At 67.3% G+C, this 17,685-nt stretch carries 15 protein-coding genes; 5 read left to right on the plus strand and 10 right to left on the minus strand.

Going from position 1 to position 17,685, the window contains the following annotated elements:
- Positions 1-104: 104 nt before the first annotated feature.
- The 4 genes from secF to VAR608DRAFT_RS35795 all read right to left on the minus strand — a co-directional run bounded on the left by secF (position 105) and on the right by VAR608DRAFT_RS35795 (position 7,243).
- A complete protein-coding gene (gene secF / locus VAR608DRAFT_RS35780; protein ID WP_088958374.1) occupies positions 105-1,058 on the minus strand; it encodes a protein translocase subunit SecF in 954 nt (317 codons plus the stop codon).
- A 14-nt stretch (positions 1,059-1,072) separates the two neighbouring features.
- The gene (gene secD / locus VAR608DRAFT_RS35785; protein ID WP_088958375.1) at positions 1,073-2,950 is read right to left on the minus strand and encodes a protein translocase subunit SecD; all 1,878 of its coding nucleotides are present in this window, start codon (positions 2,948-2,950) and stop codon (positions 1,073-1,075) included.
- A gap of 126 nt (positions 2,951-3,076) precedes the next feature.
- A complete protein-coding gene (gene yajC, locus VAR608DRAFT_RS35790; protein WP_088958376.1) occupies positions 3,077-3,406 on the minus strand; it encodes a preprotein translocase subunit YajC in 330 nt (109 codons plus the stop codon).
- Between the two features lie 213 nt (positions 3,407-3,619).
- Complete coding sequence (locus tag VAR608DRAFT_RS35795) at positions 3,620-7,243, minus strand: indolepyruvate ferredoxin oxidoreductase family protein (RefSeq protein WP_088958377.1); 3,624 nt, start codon at positions 7,241-7,243, stop codon at positions 3,620-3,622.
- Positions 7,244-7,412: 169 nt separating this feature from the next.
- Between VAR608DRAFT_RS35795 and VAR608DRAFT_RS35800 the strand changes: the two genes are divergently transcribed.
- The 5 genes from VAR608DRAFT_RS35800 to VAR608DRAFT_RS35820 all read left to right on the plus strand — a co-directional run bounded on the left by VAR608DRAFT_RS35800 (position 7,413) and on the right by VAR608DRAFT_RS35820 (position 12,423).
- The gene (locus tag VAR608DRAFT_RS35800) at positions 7,413-7,910 is read left to right on the plus strand and encodes an Lrp/AsnC family transcriptional regulator (protein ID WP_088958378.1); all 498 of its coding nucleotides are present in this window, start codon (positions 7,413-7,415) and stop codon (positions 7,908-7,910) included.
- 34 nt (positions 7,911-7,944) lie between these two features.
- Positions 7,945-8,709 carry a basic amino acid ABC transporter substrate-binding protein gene (locus tag VAR608DRAFT_RS35805; protein ID WP_088958379.1) on the plus strand — a complete coding sequence of 255 codons (765 nt, stop codon included), beginning with the start codon at positions 7,945-7,947 and terminating at the stop codon, positions 8,707-8,709.
- Positions 8,710-8,792: 83 nt separating this feature from the next.
- A complete protein-coding gene (locus VAR608DRAFT_RS35810) occupies positions 8,793-9,560 on the plus strand; it encodes an amino acid ABC transporter permease (RefSeq protein ID WP_088958380.1) in 768 nt (255 codons plus the stop codon).
- A 40-nt stretch (positions 9,561-9,600) separates the two neighbouring features.
- Positions 9,601-11,229, plus strand: a complete 1,629-nt coding sequence (locus VAR608DRAFT_RS35815) for an MFS transporter (RefSeq protein WP_088958381.1) — start codon at positions 9,601-9,603, stop codon at positions 11,227-11,229.
- Between the two features lie 81 nt (positions 11,230-11,310).
- Positions 11,311-12,423 carry an SGNH/GDSL hydrolase family protein gene (locus tag VAR608DRAFT_RS35820; RefSeq protein WP_088958382.1) on the plus strand — a complete coding sequence of 371 codons (1,113 nt, stop codon included), beginning with the start codon at positions 11,311-11,313 and terminating at the stop codon, positions 12,421-12,423.
- A 4-nt stretch (positions 12,424-12,427) separates the two neighbouring features.
- On the opposite strand, the gene VAR608DRAFT_RS35825 is transcribed toward VAR608DRAFT_RS35820, so the two are convergent.
- The 6 genes from VAR608DRAFT_RS35825 to VAR608DRAFT_RS35850 are packed head-to-tail and all read right to left on the minus strand — an operon-like array spanning position 12,428 to position 17,608.
- Complete coding sequence (locus VAR608DRAFT_RS35825; protein ID WP_088958383.1) at positions 12,428-12,775, minus strand: cytochrome C oxidase subunit IV family protein; 348 nt, start codon at positions 12,773-12,775, stop codon at positions 12,428-12,430.
- Between the two features lie 8 nt (positions 12,776-12,783).
- Positions 12,784-13,482 (minus strand): heme-copper oxidase subunit III family protein, encoded by a 699-nt coding sequence (locus VAR608DRAFT_RS35830; protein ID WP_088958384.1) that lies wholly within the window; start codon positions 13,480-13,482, stop codon positions 12,784-12,786.
- 11 nt (positions 13,483-13,493) lie between these two features.
- Positions 13,494-14,108 (minus strand): bb3-type cytochrome oxidase subunit III, encoded by a 615-nt coding sequence (locus tag VAR608DRAFT_RS35835; protein ID WP_088959166.1) that lies wholly within the window; start codon positions 14,106-14,108, stop codon positions 13,494-13,496.
- 5 nt (positions 14,109-14,113) lie between these two features.
- Entirely contained in the window at positions 14,114-15,889 is a 1,776-nt protein-coding gene (locus VAR608DRAFT_RS35840) for a cytochrome c oxidase subunit I (RefSeq protein ID WP_088958385.1), read from the minus strand.
- Entirely contained in the window at positions 15,886-17,046 is a 1,161-nt protein-coding gene (locus tag VAR608DRAFT_RS35845; RefSeq protein WP_088958386.1) for a cytochrome c oxidase subunit II, read from the minus strand. Before VAR608DRAFT_RS35845 ends, VAR608DRAFT_RS35840 begins: the two co-directional genes overlap by 4 nt.
- Positions 17,047-17,092: 46 nt before the next feature.
- On the minus strand, positions 17,093-17,608 hold the full coding sequence (locus tag VAR608DRAFT_RS35850; RefSeq protein WP_088958387.1) for a DUF1269 domain-containing protein: 516 nt from the start codon (positions 17,606-17,608) through the stop codon (positions 17,093-17,095).
- Positions 17,609-17,685: the final 77 nt, after the last annotated feature.

Here is a 17,685-nt window from a genome sequence, read left to right on the forward strand (position 1 = left end):
ATTCGACAATCACGCGAGCTTGCATCGGGAAGCGCAAGCGCACAAGTGCCGGGCAATGCTCGGCAACCCCAACACCACGGTCACGCAGCGCCGGCCTTTCATGTTCAGACGGTTGCGCCCGCGTTCGGATCGTCCGGATCCCCCTCGCGCTTGACCGGCCCCTTGACCAGGTCCTCGCGCTTGACCCCGAGCCACATCGCGATGGCCGCGGCCACGAACGCCGACGAATAGATGCCGAAAAGGATGCCGATGGTCAGCGCCAGCGCGAAGTAGTGCAGCGTCGGGCCGCCGAAGAAGAACATCGAGAGCACCACCAGCTGGGTCGAACCGTGCGTGATGATGGTGCGGCTGATGGTCGAGGTGATCGCGTTGTCGATGACCTCGCGCGTGCTCATCTTGCGGTAGCGCCGGAAGTTCTCGCGCACCCGGTCGAAGATCACCACCGACTCGTTCACCGAATAGCCCAGCACCGCCAGCACCGCGGCGAGCACCGCCAGCGAGAACTCCCACTGGAAGAAGGCGAAGAAGCCCAGGATGATCACGACGTCGTGCAGGTTCGCGAGCACGGTGGCGAGCGCGAATTTCCACTCGAAGCGGAAGGCGAGGTAGATCATGATCCCGACCACCACCATGCCGAGCGCCTTGAGGCCGTTGGTGGTGAGCTCCTCGCCCACCTGCGGCCCGACGAACTCTGTGCCGCGCAAGGTGGCGGAAGGATCGACCGCCTTGAGCGCCCCCATCACCTGCTCGCTCTGCTGGGCCGAGGTCTGGCCCTTCTGCACCGGCAGGCGGATCTGCACGTCGCGCGAAGTGCCGAAGTTCTGCACCAGCACGTCCTGGTAGCCGAGCTTGCCGATGGTCTCGCGCACCTTGCCGATGTCGACCGGCTGCTGGTAGGCCACTTCCATGACCGTGCCGCCGGTGAATTCGACCGAGAGGTGGAGCCCGCGGTGGAACAGGAAGAACACCGCGAGCAGGAAGGTGACGGCCGACACCGCGTTCAGCACCAGCGCATGGCGCATGAACGGGATCGTCCTGTGGATACGGAAGAATTCCATTTTGGGTCTGCCCCTTATTTCGCGTCGGCCGCGGCCTGGTTGGCCGGCTTCCACACGGTGCCGATCGACAGGGCCTTGAGCTTCTTCTTGCTGCCGTACCAGAGATTGACGAGGCCGCGCGAGAAGAACACGGCCGAGAACATCGAGGTGACGATGCCGATGCAATGCACGATCGCGAAGCCCCGGATCGGGCCGGATCCGAAGGCCAGCAGCGCGATGCCGGCGATCAGGGTGGTCACGTTCGAATCGAGAATCGTGTTCCACGCCCGGTCGTACCCCGCATGGATCGCGGCCTGGGGCGACGCGCCGCCGCGCAGTTCCTCGCGGATACGCTCGTTGATCAGCACGTTCGAGTCGATGGCGACGCCGATGGCGAGCGCCATGGCCGCGATGCCCGGCAAGGTCAGGGTGGCCTGCAGCATCGACAGGATCGCCACCAGCAGCAGCAGGTTGACCGCCAGCGCGATCGACGAGAACAGGCCGAACAGCGCGTAGTAGATGCACATGAACACCATGATGGCCAGGAAGCCGTACATCACGCTGTTGAAGCCCTTCTGGATGTTGTCGGCACCCAGGCTCGGGCCGACGGTCCGTTCCTGGATGATTTCCATCGGGGCCGCCAGCGAGCCGGCGCGCAGCAGCAACGCGAGATCGTTCGCTTCGACGACGTTCATGGCACCGGAGATCTGGAAGCGGTTGCCCAGCTCGCCGTTGATCGACGGCGCCGTGAGCACTTCGCCGCGGCCCTTTTCGAAGATCAGGATCGCCATGCGCTTGTGCATGTTCTCGCGGCTGACATCGCGCATGATGCGGCCGCCCTTGGCGTCCATCGTGAGGTCGACCTTGGGCTGCTGCGTCTGCGAGTCGAAGCCGGTTTGGGCGTCGGTGAGGTTTTCGCCGGTCACCAGCACCTGCTTCTTGACGATCACGGGACGCCCCGTGCGGTCGAGGAATTTCTCGGAGCCGAACGGCACCGGGCCCGTGCCCTGCTCGGCGGCCCGCCCTTCGGCGCTCTCGTCGACGAGGCGCATTTCGAGCGTGGCCGTGCGGCCGAGGATGTCCTTGGCCTTGGCGGTGTCCTGCACGCCCGGCAGCTGGACCACGATGCGGTCCAGGCCCTGCTGCTGGATCACCGGCTCGGACACGCCGAGTTCGTTGATCCGGTTGTGCAGCGTGGTGATGTTCTGCTTGAGCGCCGCGTCCTGCAGGCGGCGCGCGGCCTCGGGCTTGATCGAGGCCGTCAGCTTGTAGTCGGCGCCTTCCTGGCTCTGGACCGCAACGAGGTCGGGGAACTGGTCCTGGAGCAGCGCCTTGCCCGTCTCCAGGCCGGCCGTGTCGCGGAAGCGGACCTCGATGGTCTGGCCGACGCGCGTGACCGAGGTGCCGCGCACGCCCTTGTCGCGCAGGCCGGTGCGGATGTCGCCCGCGAAGGATTCGGCGCGCTTGTCCATGGCGCCCTGCATGTCGACCTGCAGCAGGAAGTCGACGCCGCCGCGCAGGTCGAGGCCGAGGTACATCGGGAAGGCGCGCAGCGCGGTCAGCCAGGACGGCGAGCGCGACAGCAGGTTGAGCGCCACCACGTAGGGCGGATCGCTCGGGTCCGGCACCAGCGCATGCTGCAGCACGTCGCGCGCCTTGAGCTGGTCGTCGGTGTTGGTGAAGCGGGCGCGCACCGAGGTGGCGTCGAGCGTCAGCAGGTCGGGCGCCAGTCCGGCGGCCTTGAGCGCCTCCCCGACCCGGTTGCGGGTAGCGGCGTCGACCTTGGCCGTCGACTTGGCCGCCGACACCTGCACCGCAGGCGCTTCGCCGAAGAAATTGGGCAGGGCGTAGACCAGCCCCACGAGCAGCACGATCACGATGATCGCGTACTTCCAAACCGGATATCTATTCATGATCTCGGCCGGCGAAGCCCGGCCCGTTGGTGAAACACCGCGGAACCGGCTTGGCCGGGCCGCTGGTGTTGCCCCCCGGAGGGGGGTGCCCGAGCCACACGAAGTGGGCGAGGCTGGGGGAGAGCATTACTTGATCGCGCCCTTGGGCAGGACCTGGACGACAGCGCTGCGCTGGATCTGGACTTCGATGCCCTTGGCGATTTCAATGGTCAGGTATTGCTCGCCGAGCTGGGTGATCTTGCCGAGGATGCCGCCGGCGGTGGCGACTTCGTCGCCCTTGGCGAGGGCCTCGATCATGGCGCGGGCCTCTTTCTGGCGCTTCATCTGCGGCCGGATCATGACGAAGTACAGCACCACGAACATGAGGAGCAGCGGCAGCATGCTCCCGAGCGACGACAACATGTCGCCGCCTCCGGCAGCAGGTGCGGTCTGGGCGAAAGCAGAGGAAATGAACAAGGGAATCTCCAGCAGAGGGAAGAAAACAAGCGCGCCGGCCTCCCGTCCAACACAGGAGGTCCGCCGGTCCGCGGCGATGCGAACACGCCGCGCAGCGCGGGGCCTGGCCGCGCACGGCATCCGGAATTGTATTCGGCGGAAACCACCCTGGCGGGGTCAACCCGCCGGGGCGGTCAGGGCTTTGAGGTCGACTGCCGGAACCCGGGGAAACCGTCAGGCCGCCGCTCGGGCGGCAGGCTGCGGATTGCGCCACTTGGCCATCAGGTCGGCCCAGCGGGTGCGGGCGGCGGCCAGGTTGCGTTCCTTCACATGGCCATAGCCGCGGATCTGCTCGGGCAGGCTCGCGATTTCGACCGCCAGTGCATGGTTGGCGGCGGTCAACCCGGCCAGCACCTCGTCGATGCTCGCCCGGTATTCGCCGATCAGCGCGCGCTCGGTCTTGCGTTCCTCGGTGCGGCCGAAGACGTCGAGCGCCGTGCCGCGCAGCCCCTTGAGCTTCGCCAGCAGGCGGAAACCGGTCAGCATGGCCGGGCCGTATTTCTGCTTCTGGAGCTGGCCTTTGGCGTCCTTCTTCGCGACCAGCGGCGGCGCGAGGTGGTAGTTGAGCTTGAAGTCCTTGCCCATCTGCCCCTCGAACATGCCCTCGATCCGCGCCAGGAAGGCCGGATCGCTCTGCAGGCGCGCGACCTCGTACTCGTCTTTGTAGGCCATCAGCTTGAACAAGTAGCGCGCCGCCGCCTCGCCGAGGCTGGTCTTGCCCAGCGCCGACTCGGCCTTCTGCACCTTGGCGACGAAGGCCTTGTACTCCGCCGCATAGGCGGCGTTCTGGTAGCCGGTCAGGAACTCGACGCGGCGCGCAACCAGCGTGTCGACCGAATCGCGCTTCTTGAACTCGACGATCTGGCCAGGCTGCACGTGCTTTTGCACCTCTTGCGGACGCTCTGCGGCCTGCCGGCCCCACTCGAAGGCCAGCTTGTTGTTATCGACCGCCACGGCGTTGAGTTCGATCGCGCGCATCAGCGAGGCATGCTCGAGCGGGATCCATCCCTTCTGCCAGGCATAGCCCAGGATCATCGGGTTGACGTAGATGCTGTCGCCCATCAGCGAGGTCGCGGCCGCGTCGGCATCGAAGGCGCCGACCGCATCGGCGCCGACCGCGCGCGCGATCTCCGCGGCGCAGGCATCCTGCGGGTTCTGCCAGTTGGCGTTGCGCACGAACGCCGCCGTCGGGCTGCTGTGGCTGTTGAGCGCCACGTGCGTGCGTCCCTCGCGCATGCGCGCCATCGTCTCGGCATTCACGCTGACCAGCGGATCGCAGGCCAGGACCAGGTCGGCCGCCGCGGTGCCGACGCGCGTGGTGCGGATGTCGTCCTGCGTGTCGCCGATCAGCACGTGGCTCCAGGTCGCGCCGCCCTTCTGGGCGAGGCCGGCCGCGTCCTGCGTCACGATGCCCTTGCCTTCGATGTGCGCCGCCATGCCGAGCAGCTGTCCGATGGTGATCACGCCGGTGCCGCCGACGCCGGCGACCACCACGCCCCAGACGTTGCCGCCGGCAAGCGATGGCAGCGCAGGCTCGGTCAGCGCGCCGAGTTCGGTCGGCGTGGCGCCGCCCTTGCCCTTGGCCTTCTTCTTGAGCGCTCCGCCTTCCACGGTCACGAAGCTCGGGCAAAAGCCCTTCAGGCAGCTCATGTCCTTGTTGCAGGTGCTCTGGTTGATGGTGCGCTTGCGGCCGAATTCGGTCTCCAGCGGCTCGACCGACAGGCAGTTGCTCTGCACGCTGCAATCGCCGCAGCCTTCGCAGACCAGCTCGTTGATGACCACGCGCCGGGCCGGATCGACCGCCGTGCCGCGCTTGCGGCGGCGGCGCTTCTCGGTCGCGCAGGTCTGGTCGTAGATGATGGCGGTCGTGCCCTTGATCTCGCGGAACTCGCGCTGGATCTGGTCGAGTTCGTCGCGGTGCCGCACCTTGACGTTGTCGCCCGGCACGTGCAGGCCCTCGTATTTCTCGGGCTCGTCGGTGACCACCACCACCTTGGCCGTCCCTTCGGCGTGCAGGCTTTCGGCGATCTGCAGCACCGAATGGCCCTCGGGCCGCTCGCCGACCTGCTGGCCGCCGGTCATCGCGACCGCGTCGTTGTAGAGGATCTTGTAGGTGATGTTCACGCCGGCCGCGATGCTCTGGCGGATCGCGAGCAGGCCACTGTGGAAGTAGGTGCCGTCGCCGAGGTTGGCGAAGATGTGCTGCTCGTTCGTGAACGGCTGCTGGCCGACCCATGGCACGCCCTCGCCGCCCATCTGCGTGAAGCCGATGGTCGAGCGGTCCATCCAGGTCGCCATGAAGTGGCAGCCGATGCCGGCCATCGCGCGCGAGCCTTCGGGCACCACGGTGCTGGTGTTGTGCGGGCAGCCGGAGCAGAACCACGGCTGGCGCACCGCATCGGCCGCGCTGACGATCTGCGGCCCGGCCATGGCGCGCTCCTTGGCTTCGAGGATCGCGAGCTGCGCGTCGATGCGCGCGGCCATGTCGGCGCCGGCGGCCGCGAGGATGCCGGTCTTCTTCAGGCGCTGCGCGATCGCCTTGGCGATCAGCGCCGGGTTCAGGTCGGCGTTGGCGCGCAGCAGCGTGTGCGAGGTCGGATTGGGCATCGACCATTCGCCGCCCGAGTAGCCCTCGGCCTCGTACACCTCGCCTTCGTCGAACTTGCCGACCACATTGGGGCGGACGTCGCCGCGCCAGTTGTAGAGCTCTTCCTTGAGCTGGTATTCGATGACCTGGCGCTTCTCCTCGACCACCAGGATTTCCTGCAGGCCGGTGGCGAAGGCGCGGGTGAGCTGCGCCTCCAGCGGCCAGACGACCGCGACCTTGTGCAGCCGGATGCCGAGCTGGCGGCAGGCCGCATCGTCGAGGCCGAGGTCGATCAGCGCCTGGCGCGTGTCGTTGAAGGCCTTGCCGCTGGCCATGATGCCGAAGCGGTCGTTCGGGCCTTCGATGACGTTGTGGTTGAGCCGGTTGGCGCGGATATAGGCGAGCGCGGCGTACCACTTGTAGTGCATCAGGCGCGCTTCCTGTTCCAGCGCATGGTCGGGCCAGCGGATGTGCAGGCCGCCCGGCGGCATCTGGAAATCGGTGGGCATCACGATCTCGACGCGCTCGGGGTCGATCATCGCGGTGGCGCTCGATTCGACGATTTCCTGGATCGTCTTCATGCCCGACCAGATGCCGGCGAAGCGGCTCATCGCGAACGCATGGATGCCGAGGTCCAGGATTTCCTGCACGTTGGCCGGGAAGAAGACCGGCGTGCCGCAAGCCTTGAAGATGTGGTCGCTCTGGTGCGCCGCGGTCGAGCTCTTGGAGATGTGGTCGTCGCCGGCCACCGCGATGACGCCGCCCCAGGGCGTGGTGCCGGCCATGTTGGCGTGCTTGAAGACGTCCGAGCAGCGGTCAACGCCCGGGCCCTTGCCATACCAGATGCCGAAGACGCCGTCGAACCTGTTGGTGCCCGGCGGTGCGAAGCCGAGCTGCTGCGTGCCCCAGAGCGCGGTGGCCGCGAGTTCCTCGTTCACGCCCGGCTGGAAGACGATGTTCTGCTGCTTGAGGTATTTGCTTGCCTTCCACAGCGCCTGGTCGTAGCCGCCGAGCGGCGAGCCGCGGTAGCCGCTGATGAAGCCGGCCGTGTTCCTGCCTTGCTGCTGGTCGCGCAGCCGCTGCAGCATCGGCAGCTTGACCAGGGCCTGGACGCCGCTCATGAAGGCGCGGCCGTAGTCCAGTGAGTATTTGTCGTCCAGCGTGACCGTTTCGAGGGCCTTGCGGATGTGCTCGGGCAGGGGGGCGTTCATCGTGCTGTCTCCATGGCTTTGCCTTGTGGGCGTGGCTTGCGAGATTTCCGGGTCGGAAACCCCTCGGCCATCGTGTCGCAAAGTGTATGCCTGCCGTCCCGACAGGTGTTTGCGTTCTTTGCCCATTGCGCAGCCCTTTTCGAAAGATTCTTTCTTAAAATACCGACAAATGGAAAGCATCGATAAGTTCGACCTTGCAATCCTGCAAGAACTGCAAGCCGACGGCCGGCTGACCAACGCCGAACTTGCGCAGCGCGTCGGCCTGTCGGCCGCACCCTGCTGGCGCCGGGTGCGCGCGCTCGAGGAAGCCGGCTACATCAAGGGCTACCACGCCGAGATCGACCGCCACAAGATCGGGCTCGGCGTGCTCGCCTTCGTGCGCGTCGACACCGAACGCACCACGGGCGACCTCACGCGCCGGCTGGAGGACGCGATCCGCAAGCTGCCCGAGGTGATCGCCTGCCACTACATCAGCGGCACCGGCACCTTCGAGCTGCAGGTGGTGGCGCAGGACCTGGACAGCTTCTCGCGCTTCGCGCTGCAGCACCTCCTGAACCTGCCGAACGTGAAGGACATCCACACCAGCTTCTCGCTCGGCGAGGTGAAGGCGAGCCATGCGCTGCCGCTCGCGCACCTGGCCCCGAGGACGCTGCGCGGCGCCCCCTAGAATTGCCGACCACCACCCCGACAAAAGGCTCACGATGAACCGTCTCCGCCGCGCCCTCCTGCTCTCGTTCGGCCTGCTTGGCGCCGCGCTGGCGCTCCATGCCCAGGCGCAGGACCGCGAACTCACCGTCGCCTCGAGCGCCACCTATGCGCCCTTCGCCTTCGAGAACAAGGACAAGCAGATCGTCGGCTTCGACATCGACATCATCAATGCCATCGCGAAGCAGCAGGGCCTCAAGATCAAGGTAGTGAACACGCCCTGGAGCGGCATCTTCGCGGCCCTCAACAACGGCGACGTCGACCTCATCATCTCGGGTGTCACGATCAACGAGAAGCGCAAGCAGAGCTATGACTTCTCGCCGCCCTATTTCGCCGCCAAGCAGCTGATCGCGGTGCCAAAGAGCAGCAGCGTCACGTCGCTGAAGGACCTCGCGGGCAAGAAGATCGCGGTGGTCAACGCATCGACCGCCGACGACGTGGTCTCGCGCGAGTTCGGCAAGACCAGCCCGAACCTGCGCCGCTTCGAGAGCACGCCGCTGATCATTTCCGAACTGGCCGGCGGCGGCGTCGATGCCGCGGTGGGCGACAACGGCGTGATCGCCTACCGCGTGGCGCAGAACCCCGAACTCAAGACGGTGGACGACAAGTCGTTCCCGGAGGAAGCCTTCGGCATCGTCGTGAAGAAGGGCGACAAGGCGCTCCAGGACAAGCTCGCGGCCGGCCTGGCAGCGATCCGCGCCGACGGCAGCTACAGGGCGATCTACAAGAAGTGGTTCGACAAGGACCCGGGCGCCAAGTAGCCGGCCTCCCGCGCTGACGAAACACACGCACACGGCCGCTCAGCGCGGCCGTTTCTCGTTGACTGCTGTAAAGGGAAGGTTCGATGGAACCGATCGTCTGGTTTGGCTGGTTTCGGGCCGACATCCTGCTCGAATACAAGAGCCTGTTCATCGAAGGCGCCTGGATGACGCTGCGCATGACGGTGGTCTGCGTGCTGCTCGGCGCGACCTGGGGCCTGTGCCTCGCGCTCGCGCGCCTGGCTCGGCCGCGCCATGCGCCCTGGAGCTGGATGGCGCGCTTCTTCCTGCGCTGGCCGTCGACGGTGTACGTGAGCTTCTTCCGCGGCACGCCACTCTTCGTGCAGATCCTGCTGATCCACTTCGCGGTGATGCCCCTTTTCATTCATCCGACCACGGGCCTCATCGTGACCGGCGACCTCGCGCGCGAGCTGAAGCAGGAGCACGGCGCGCTGATCTCGGGCATCGTGGCGCTGACGCTGAACTCGGCCGCCTACATTTCCGAGGTGTTCCGCGCCGGCATCCAGTCGATCTCGCGCGGGCAGTTCGATGCCGGCCGGTCGCTGGGCTTCACCAGTGCACAGGTGATGCGCTACGTGGTGCTGCCGCAGGCATTCCGCCGCATGCTGCCGCCTCTCGGCAACAATGCCATCGCACTGCTCAAGGACACCTCGCTGGTGTCGGCGATCGGCCTGGCCGAGCTGGCGTATGCGGCCCGCACCGTGGCCGGCGCCTACAGCCGCTACTGGGAGCCGTACCTCGCCATTTCGGTGATCTACTGGCTGATGACGCTGGCGCTCACGACCATGCTGCGCCGGCTCGAACACCGGCTCGCGCGCAGCGACCGCGGCTGAGGCCACCTGGGGCTGGTGCGGGTTGACCACGACGAAAGACATGCCACCGATCACGCCCGAAGAGACGCCCGTCACGCCGCGCCCGAGCCACACGCTTCGCGTCGGCCCCCTCGAGCCGCTGCGGCTCCCCGTGTTCCGCATGCTGTGGAGCACCTGGCTCATCGCCAACATCTGCATGTGGATGAACGACGTGGCGGCGGCGTGGATGATGACCTCGCTCACGACCTCGCCGATGTGGGTGGCGCTGGTGCAGTCGGCGTCCACGCTGCCGGTGTTCCTGCTCGGGCTGCCGAGCGGCGCGCTGGCCGACATCCTCGACCGGCGGCGCTGGCTGGTCGCGACCCAGTTCTGGCTCGCCGGTGCGGCGATCGTGCTGTGCCTGGCGGTGGTGTTCGGCCTCATGACCGCGCCGCTGCTGCTCGGGCTGACCTTCGCCAACGGCATCGGCCTCGCGATGCGCTGGCCGGTGTTCTCGGCCATCGTGCCCGAACTGGTGCCGCGCACCCACCTGCCGGCCGCCCTCGGCCTGAACGGCATCGCGATGAACGCCTCGCGCATCGTCGGTCCGCTGCTCGCGGGCACGCTGATCGCCAGCGCCGGCACGGTGTGGGTGTTCGGGCTCAACGCGGTGATGTGCGTGGCCTCGGGCTTCGTGGTGCTGCACTGGCGCCGCGAGCACACGCCGAGCCCGCTCGGCCGCGAGAAGCTGGTCAGCGCGATCCGGGTGGGCGTGCAGTTCGTGCGCCAGTCGCGGCGCATGCGCGCGGTGCTGACGCGGGTGGCGATCTCCTTCCTGCACTCGACGGCGCTGCTGGCGCTGCTGCCGCTCTTGGCGCGCAACCTCCACGGCGGCGGCGCCGGCACGTTCACGCTGCTCTTGGCCGCGATGGGTGCGGGCGCGATCGTGGCGGTGCTGTTCCTGCCCCGGCTGCGGCAGGCGATGACGCGCGACCAGCTCGTGCTGCGCGGCACGATGCTGCAGTCCGGCGCGGCGGCGGTGATGGCGGTGGCGCCGAATGCGTGGGTTGCGGTGCCGGCGATGCTCCTCTCCGGCATGGCATGGATCACGGTCGCCAATTCGCTGTCGGTGTCGGCCCAGCTCGCGCTGCCCGACTGGGTCCGCGCACGCGGCATGTCGATGTACCAGATGGGGATCATGGGTGCGAGCGCCTTCGGCGCCGCGCTCTGGGGCCAGGTGGCCGAACTCACTTCGCTCTACACCAGCCTGGGCGTCGCGGCCGTGAGCGGCGTGCTCTGCATGGGGGCCGCGGTGCGCTATGTGACCGACGGCTCCGGCGAGGAGGACGACACCCGCCCCGCCACCCAGGGCTGGGCCACGGGCCCGCCCGACAGCCCGCCCGACGAAGAAGGGCGCGTCGTCATCACGGTCGAGTACCTGATCGACCCCGCACGCGCCGCAGCCTTCCGCCTCGTGATGCACGAGACGCGCCGCGCACGGCTGAGCCAGGGCGCGATCGCGTGGGAACTGCTGCACGACACCGCCGAGCCCAACCGCTACGTCGAGCAGATCACCGACGAGTCGTGGACCGAGCACCTGCGGCGCTTCCATCGCGCCACGGCGGCGGACATGGCGCTGCGCGAGCGGCGGCTGGCCTTCCACAAGGGCGAGTCGCTGCCCGTGATCACGCGCTACATCGCCCATCGATGAGTCACAATGCGCGGCCATGAGCCCCCGCCCGGCCGTTCCGAAGGGGGCTCGCACTGAAGTGCGAAGCACGGAAGGTACCCAATGAGCCCCCGCCCCCTCGGCCTCCTCATCGCGTGCGCCATCGTGGTCCTGGTGGCCGCGGCCTTCGCGGTGGCGCTGACGCGCGGCGATGGGGCGCCACCCGGCACGTTTCCCCCGCCCGCGCCGCCGGGCACGATCCCGATCGCAGTGCTGGGCGACTCCAACAGCCATTCGTACCACGACCGCCTGACCTTCCCGCCTGGAAGCCACGAGCGCGGGGGCGCACTGCGCGACCACACCTTCCAATGGACCGAAGTGCTCGCTCGCCTGCGCGGCAACGAGCTCGACTTCGGCCCCTGGGTGCGTTGGGGGCGGCCGTGGTGGTCCGCGTGGATCCGCGAACGGGTGGGCCTGCTGCCGTCGCGCGCGCCGGCCAAGGAAGACTATCTCTACAACTTCGCGACCTCCGGAGCGGCCTGCAAGAACCTGATGGGCGACGGCCTCGGCTTCCGCTATCCGCAGGTGCCGCGCCTGCTCGCCCTGATGAAGGAAGAGCCTGAGCGCTGGCAGAACGGGGTGGTCGTCATCTACATCGGCGCGAACGACTGGAACCACTACCTGGACCTGACGGCGCGCGACCCCGAGGCGCCCGAATTGCGCCGCGTGATCGACCATTGCACGCAGCAGATCGGCCGCGCGATCGAGGCGATCCATGCCTCGCAGCCCAAGGTGCGCATCCTGATCGCAGGCATGACCAACGAGGGCGATGACCCGGGCCAGCACCACAAATACCTCGACGCGGCCTCGCCGCGCAATACCCGCCAGGCGCTCGCCGGCGCCAACGCCGCCTTTCGCAGGATCGCCGAGGCCGATCCGAAGCGGGTCGCCTTCTTCGACGCCAATGCCTGGGCCGTGGAACGCTGGGGCATCCGCGGCCCCAACGGCGAGCCGGATTTCAAGTCCGTCCGCCTCGGCAGCCTGACCGTAACCCACACGAGGGGCGACCCGCCTTCCAACACGATGCTCGCCGACGACCATGCCGGCCTCGCCTGGAACGTGCTGTGGGCGCAAGCTATCCTGGTGCGGCTGCGCGAGGCCTTCGGGCTGCCGCTGACGCCGATCGGTGACGACGAGGCGGCGCGCTTCGTCGACGCGACAGTCGCCAAACCCTAGCCGGCTACTTGAAGAACAGCAGCCGCGTCACGAAGGTGTGGCCGGCCTCCGCGAACATCAGCCCGACGAGCACCAGGAGGGCCAGCGGCGGCACCAGGATGGCGTAGACCAGCGACAGCCGCTCCCACGCCATGTGCATGAAGACCGAGACGATCAGTCCCGCCTTCAGCAGCATGAAGAGGACGATGAGCGACCAGCGCAGCAGGCCGTGGAAGTGGAAGTAGTCGACCAGGTACGACATCGTGCTCAGCACGAAGAGCAGCCCCCAGATCTTGAGGTAGAGGCTGATCGGATGTTGCTGGCCGGTGCCGCTGGTTGTGCCGGATGTGCCTGATGTTCCGGAAGGATTCATGGTCGACCTCACCAGAGATAGAACAGCGCGAAGATGAACACCCACACCAGATCGACGAAGTGCCAGTACAGGCCCGCGATCTCGACGATCTGGTAGTTGCCGCTCTTGTCGTAATGGCCGCGCAGCAGCCGGGTGGCGATGACGAGAAGGTAGATCACGCCCGCCGTCACGTGCAGCCCGTGAAAGCCGGTGATCATGAAGAAGGACGAGCCGAACTGCGCCGCGCCCATCGGATTGCCCCAGGGGCGCACGCCCTCCTCGAGGATCAGCTTGGACCATTCGAAGGCTTGCATGCCGACGAAGATCTCGCCGCAGGTGGCGGTCACGATCATCAGCGTGGCCGCGTTGATCTTGTCGCGGCGATAGGCGCAGTTGACCGCCATGGCCATCGTGCCGCTGCTGCTGATGAGGATGAAGGTCATGATCGCGATCAGCAGCAGGGGCACGTCCGCGCCGCCGACGTGCAGCGCGAACACCTCGCTCGGATTGGGCCATTTCGCGGTGGTCGACACCCGCACCGTCATGTAGCCGATGAGGAAGCAGCTGAAGATGAAGGTGTCGCTCAAGAGGAAGATCCACATCATCGCCTTGCCCCACGAGACGTGGAAGGCGCGGCGGTCGGACGACCAGTCGGCGATCAGGCCGCGCAGCCCTTCGATGGCGGCGGTGCCCGCGGTGGAGTGCGGTGCGACGGTCACTGAGCTCATGGAAGCCCCCTTCAGGCAGTGCCACAGATGAAGCGCGCCACGTCCGGCGTGACCCACGCCAGCATGGCGAACAGCGCCAGCCAGACCGCCAGCATGAAATGCCAGTAGCGCGCGCACAGCGCGATGCGCCATCCGCCGCGCTCGGGTCCGCGCCGGAAGGTGCGCATGACCCAGGCCCATGCCGACAACCCGCCGGCCACGTGCAGTCCGTGCATTGCCGTGAGCAGATAGAAGAAGCTGCCGGCCGGATTGCCCGCGGGCATCACCTGCGCAGCCAGGAGCGCGTTCCAGGCCCAGAGCTGCGCGCCAATGAAGGCGATCGCGCAAAGGCCACCGGCGAGCAGCAGCCCGCGGGCGCGCAGCGCATCCGCACGGCGCGACGCCGCGCTCGCGCGCTGCAGGCTCAGGCTGCCGGCGACCAGCAGCGCCGTGCTGACCCAGAGCTGCCACGGCAGCGCGAGCGTCACCGCATCGCTGCTGTTCATGCGCATCACGTAGGCCATCGCGAAGAGCGAGAACAGCGCCGTGACCACGCCCATGAAGACCCAGAGACCGATGCTCGCCGCATTGGCGCGCGCCCCGCGAGGCCCGGCGCCGCCGAGGTCGATGCCCGGGACGAGCGGCATCCCGGTCATGCCGGCACTCCCCGGGTCTCGCCCTTGCCGTGGGTCTCGGGTTCGATGCCGCCGGCTTCGGGCGGTGCGGTCTGCGGGATGTAGTCGTCCTTCGCGTCGGGCGTTCCGTAGGCGTAGGCCCAGCGATAGACCACCGGCAGGCGCGGGCCCCAGTTGCCGTGCGGCGGCGGCGTCGCGGCCGTCTGCCATTCGAGCGACGCGGCCTTCCACGGATTGGCAGTGGCCGGCCGGCCACGCCACACGCTCCACGCGAGGTTGAAGATGAAGATGAACTGCGCCGCGCCGACGACGAGCGCGACCACCGTGATGAACTCGTTCAGGGCGAACGCCGACTGCGGAATGAACTTGTAGCCGTCGAAGTTGTAGTAGCGCCTGGGCATGCCGAGCACGCCCAGGTAGTGCATCGGAAAGTAGATCAGGTAGGTGCCGAGGAAGGTGATCCAGAAATGCAGCTGCCCGAGCCGGTCGTCCAGCATGCGGCCCGAGACTTTCGGGTACCAGTGGTAGATGCCGCCGAACACCACCAGCAGCGGCGCCACGCCCATCACCATGTGGAAGTGGGCGACCACGAAATAGGTGCCCGACAACGGAATGTCCACGCTCACGTTGCCGAGGAACAGTCCGGTGAGCCCGCCGATCGCGAAGGTGCAGACGAAGGCCAGCGCGAACAGCATCGGCACCGACAGGTGGATATCGCCGCGCCACAAGGTCAGCAGCCAGTTGTAGACCTTGATCGCCGTCGGCACGGCGATGATCAGCGTGCTGGTCGCGAAGAAGAACGCGAAGTACGGATTCATGCCGGCGACGAACATGTGGTGCGCCCAGACGACGAGGCTGAGGCCGCCGATCGCGACGATGGCCCACACCATCATCCGGTAGCCGAAGATGCACTTGCGCGCGTGCACGCTGATCAGGTCGGAGACGATGCCGAAGGCCGGCAGCGCCACGATGTAGACCTCCGGATGGCCGAAGAACCAGAACAGGTGCTGGAACAGCAGCGGGCTGCCGCCCTTGTAGTTCGTGACCTGCCCCATCGACACCAGCGCCGGCATGAAGAAGCTGGTGCCCGCCGTGCGGTCGAGCAGCAGCATCACGCCGCTGACGAACAGCGCCGGGAAGCCCAAGAGCGCGAGGATGGTCGCGACGAAGATGCCCCACACCGTGAGCGGCATGCGCATCAGCGTCATGCCCTGGCAGCGCGCCTGCAGCACCGTGGTCACGTAGTTGAGGCCGCCCATCGTGGTCGCCACGATGAAGATCACGAGCGACACCAGCATGAGCTGGATGCCGCCCTCGTAGCCCGGCGTGCCGGGCAGGATCGACTGCGGCGGATAGAGCGTCCAGCCCGCGCCGGTCGGGCCGCTGCCGACGAAGAAGCTCGCCATCAGCACCAGCACCGAGAGCAGGTAGACCCAGAAGCTCAGCATGTTCATGTACGGGAACACCATGTCCCGCGCGCCCACCATCAGCGGGATCAGGTAGTTGCCGAAGCCGCCGAGGAAGAGCGCCGTGAGCAGGTAGATCACCATGATCATTCCGTGCATGGTCACGAACTGGTAGTAGCGCTCGGGGTTGATGAACTCGAAATGGCCCGGGAAGCCAAGCTGCAGCCGCATCAGGTTCGACAGCACGAGACCGACCACGCCGACCGCGATCGCCGTGCAGGCGTACTGCACCGCGATCACCTTGTGGTCCTGGCTCCAGACGTAGCGCGTCAGGAAGCTCCTGGGCTCGTGTTGATGCTCGCTGTCGTCTTCGTCGTGCGGATTCATCGCTGTGCCTTCTGTTCCGTGGCGGCCTGCGCGGGTGCGCTGCCGAGGCTCTGGATGTAGGCCACCAGCGCATCCAGTTCCTCCTTGCTCAGGTCCATCTTGGGCATGACCGGCGGGAAGCCCTTCACGCGCCGCGCCGCCGGGTCGGTGATGAAACTGCGCAGGTAGGCCTCGTCCACCTGCGCGCGGGAGCCGTCCTCCATGGTCTCGGTCTTGCCGTAGAGGCCCTTCCAGGTCGGCCCGACTCTCGGGCTGCCGTCGATGGTGTGGCAGGCCACGCAACCCTTGGATTCGGCGAGTGCGCGCCCCTCTTCGATGCGCGCACCGGCGCCTGCCGCGCCTTCGCCCGACGGTGCCGGCGCCGCCTTGACCTGGGTCTTGGCGAAGGTCGGCAGCGCCGCCTGCCAGGCCTGGAAGGCCGCGGCGTCCTCCACCACCACGAAGCCGCGCATGTTCGGATGCCCGACGCCGCACAGCTGCGCGCACAGCGCCTCGTAGCGCCCCGCGACCGTCGGCGTGAACCAGAAGCGGCTGACCTGGCCCGGCACGCTGTTCATCCGCGCGCGGAAGGGCGGCACATAGAAGTCGTGCAGCACGTCGTGCGAACGGATCAGTACCAGCACCGGCTTGCCCAGCGGCAGGTGCACTTCATTGGACATGACCAGCAGGTCGTCCTGCCCCGCCGGATCGGCCGGATCCAGGCCGAAGGGGTTGCCGCCCTGGACGAAGCGCGCATCGGTCGCGCCGAGCTTGCCGTCCACGCCCGGAAAGCGGTAGTGCCACTGCCACTGCAGACCGACGACTTCGAGCACCAGCGCATCGGGCGGCGACCTGACGTAGTTCGCATACACGACCAGCCCCGGCGCGAGCAGCGCGACGATGCCCACCGAGGTGCCGATGATCAGCCAGCGCTCGAGCTTGCGGTTCTCCGGCTCATGCTGCGCACGGCGCCCTTCGCGGTGGCGAAAGCGGATCAGCGCATAGACCACGAACAGGTTGATCGCGACGAAGAAGATGCCGGTGATGACCAGCGTGATCGTCAGCGTGTCGTCCATCGTCTTCCAGTTGGACGCGAGCGGCGTGGTCCACCACGGGCTGAAGACGTGGAACAGCACCGAGCCGACCACGATGATGACGAGGACGATGGCCATGACCATGGGTGGTTCCTCCTCTCGTCATTGCCATCGTGCGGTCCGCGGCGTCTCAACGAAACGCCGGGACCTGCGGCGCTTCGCCCTCGAACAGGGCCTCAGGGTGGGCCGTCCGCAGCAGCGTCTCGATTTCCCGCGCGCGCGGGCGCGGCGGGTCCACCATCAGCAGGATCCAGCCCTTCGCCATCGCGCCCTCGAAGCGCTGCAGGCCGGGGCTCGGAATCGAAATGCCGATCATGCTGGCCGACCAGGCGCCGATCGCGCCGCCCAGGACGCCCAGCACCACGGCCAGTTCCGATTCGGGCTCGTCGCCCATGACCGGGAAAGCGAGGCCCGCGACGAGGCCGACGACCATCCCGCACGCGCTGCCGACCACCCACCCGGTCTTCGCGGCGTGAACCAGGTCCGAGGTCTGCCAGACGTTCGCGGCGTGAAGGCCGGCCATGTCCGTGCCTTCCGAGGCGGCGAAATGAATGTGCGCAAGCTCGACACGCGCCTGCACGAGATCGTGCATCGCTCGCCTGGCGCTCGCCAGGTCCGGCATCAGCCAGTAAATGCGCCTGCGCATCGCACCCTCCTTTCCGTCTTGCGACGAATAAGGAACCATGACGACTTATATGCCCATGGGGCGCGTTGATCAAGTGA

Source organism: Variovorax sp. HW608 (assembly GCF_900090195.1).
Lineage (GTDB): Bacteria > Pseudomonadota > Gammaproteobacteria > Burkholderiales > Burkholderiaceae_C > Variovorax.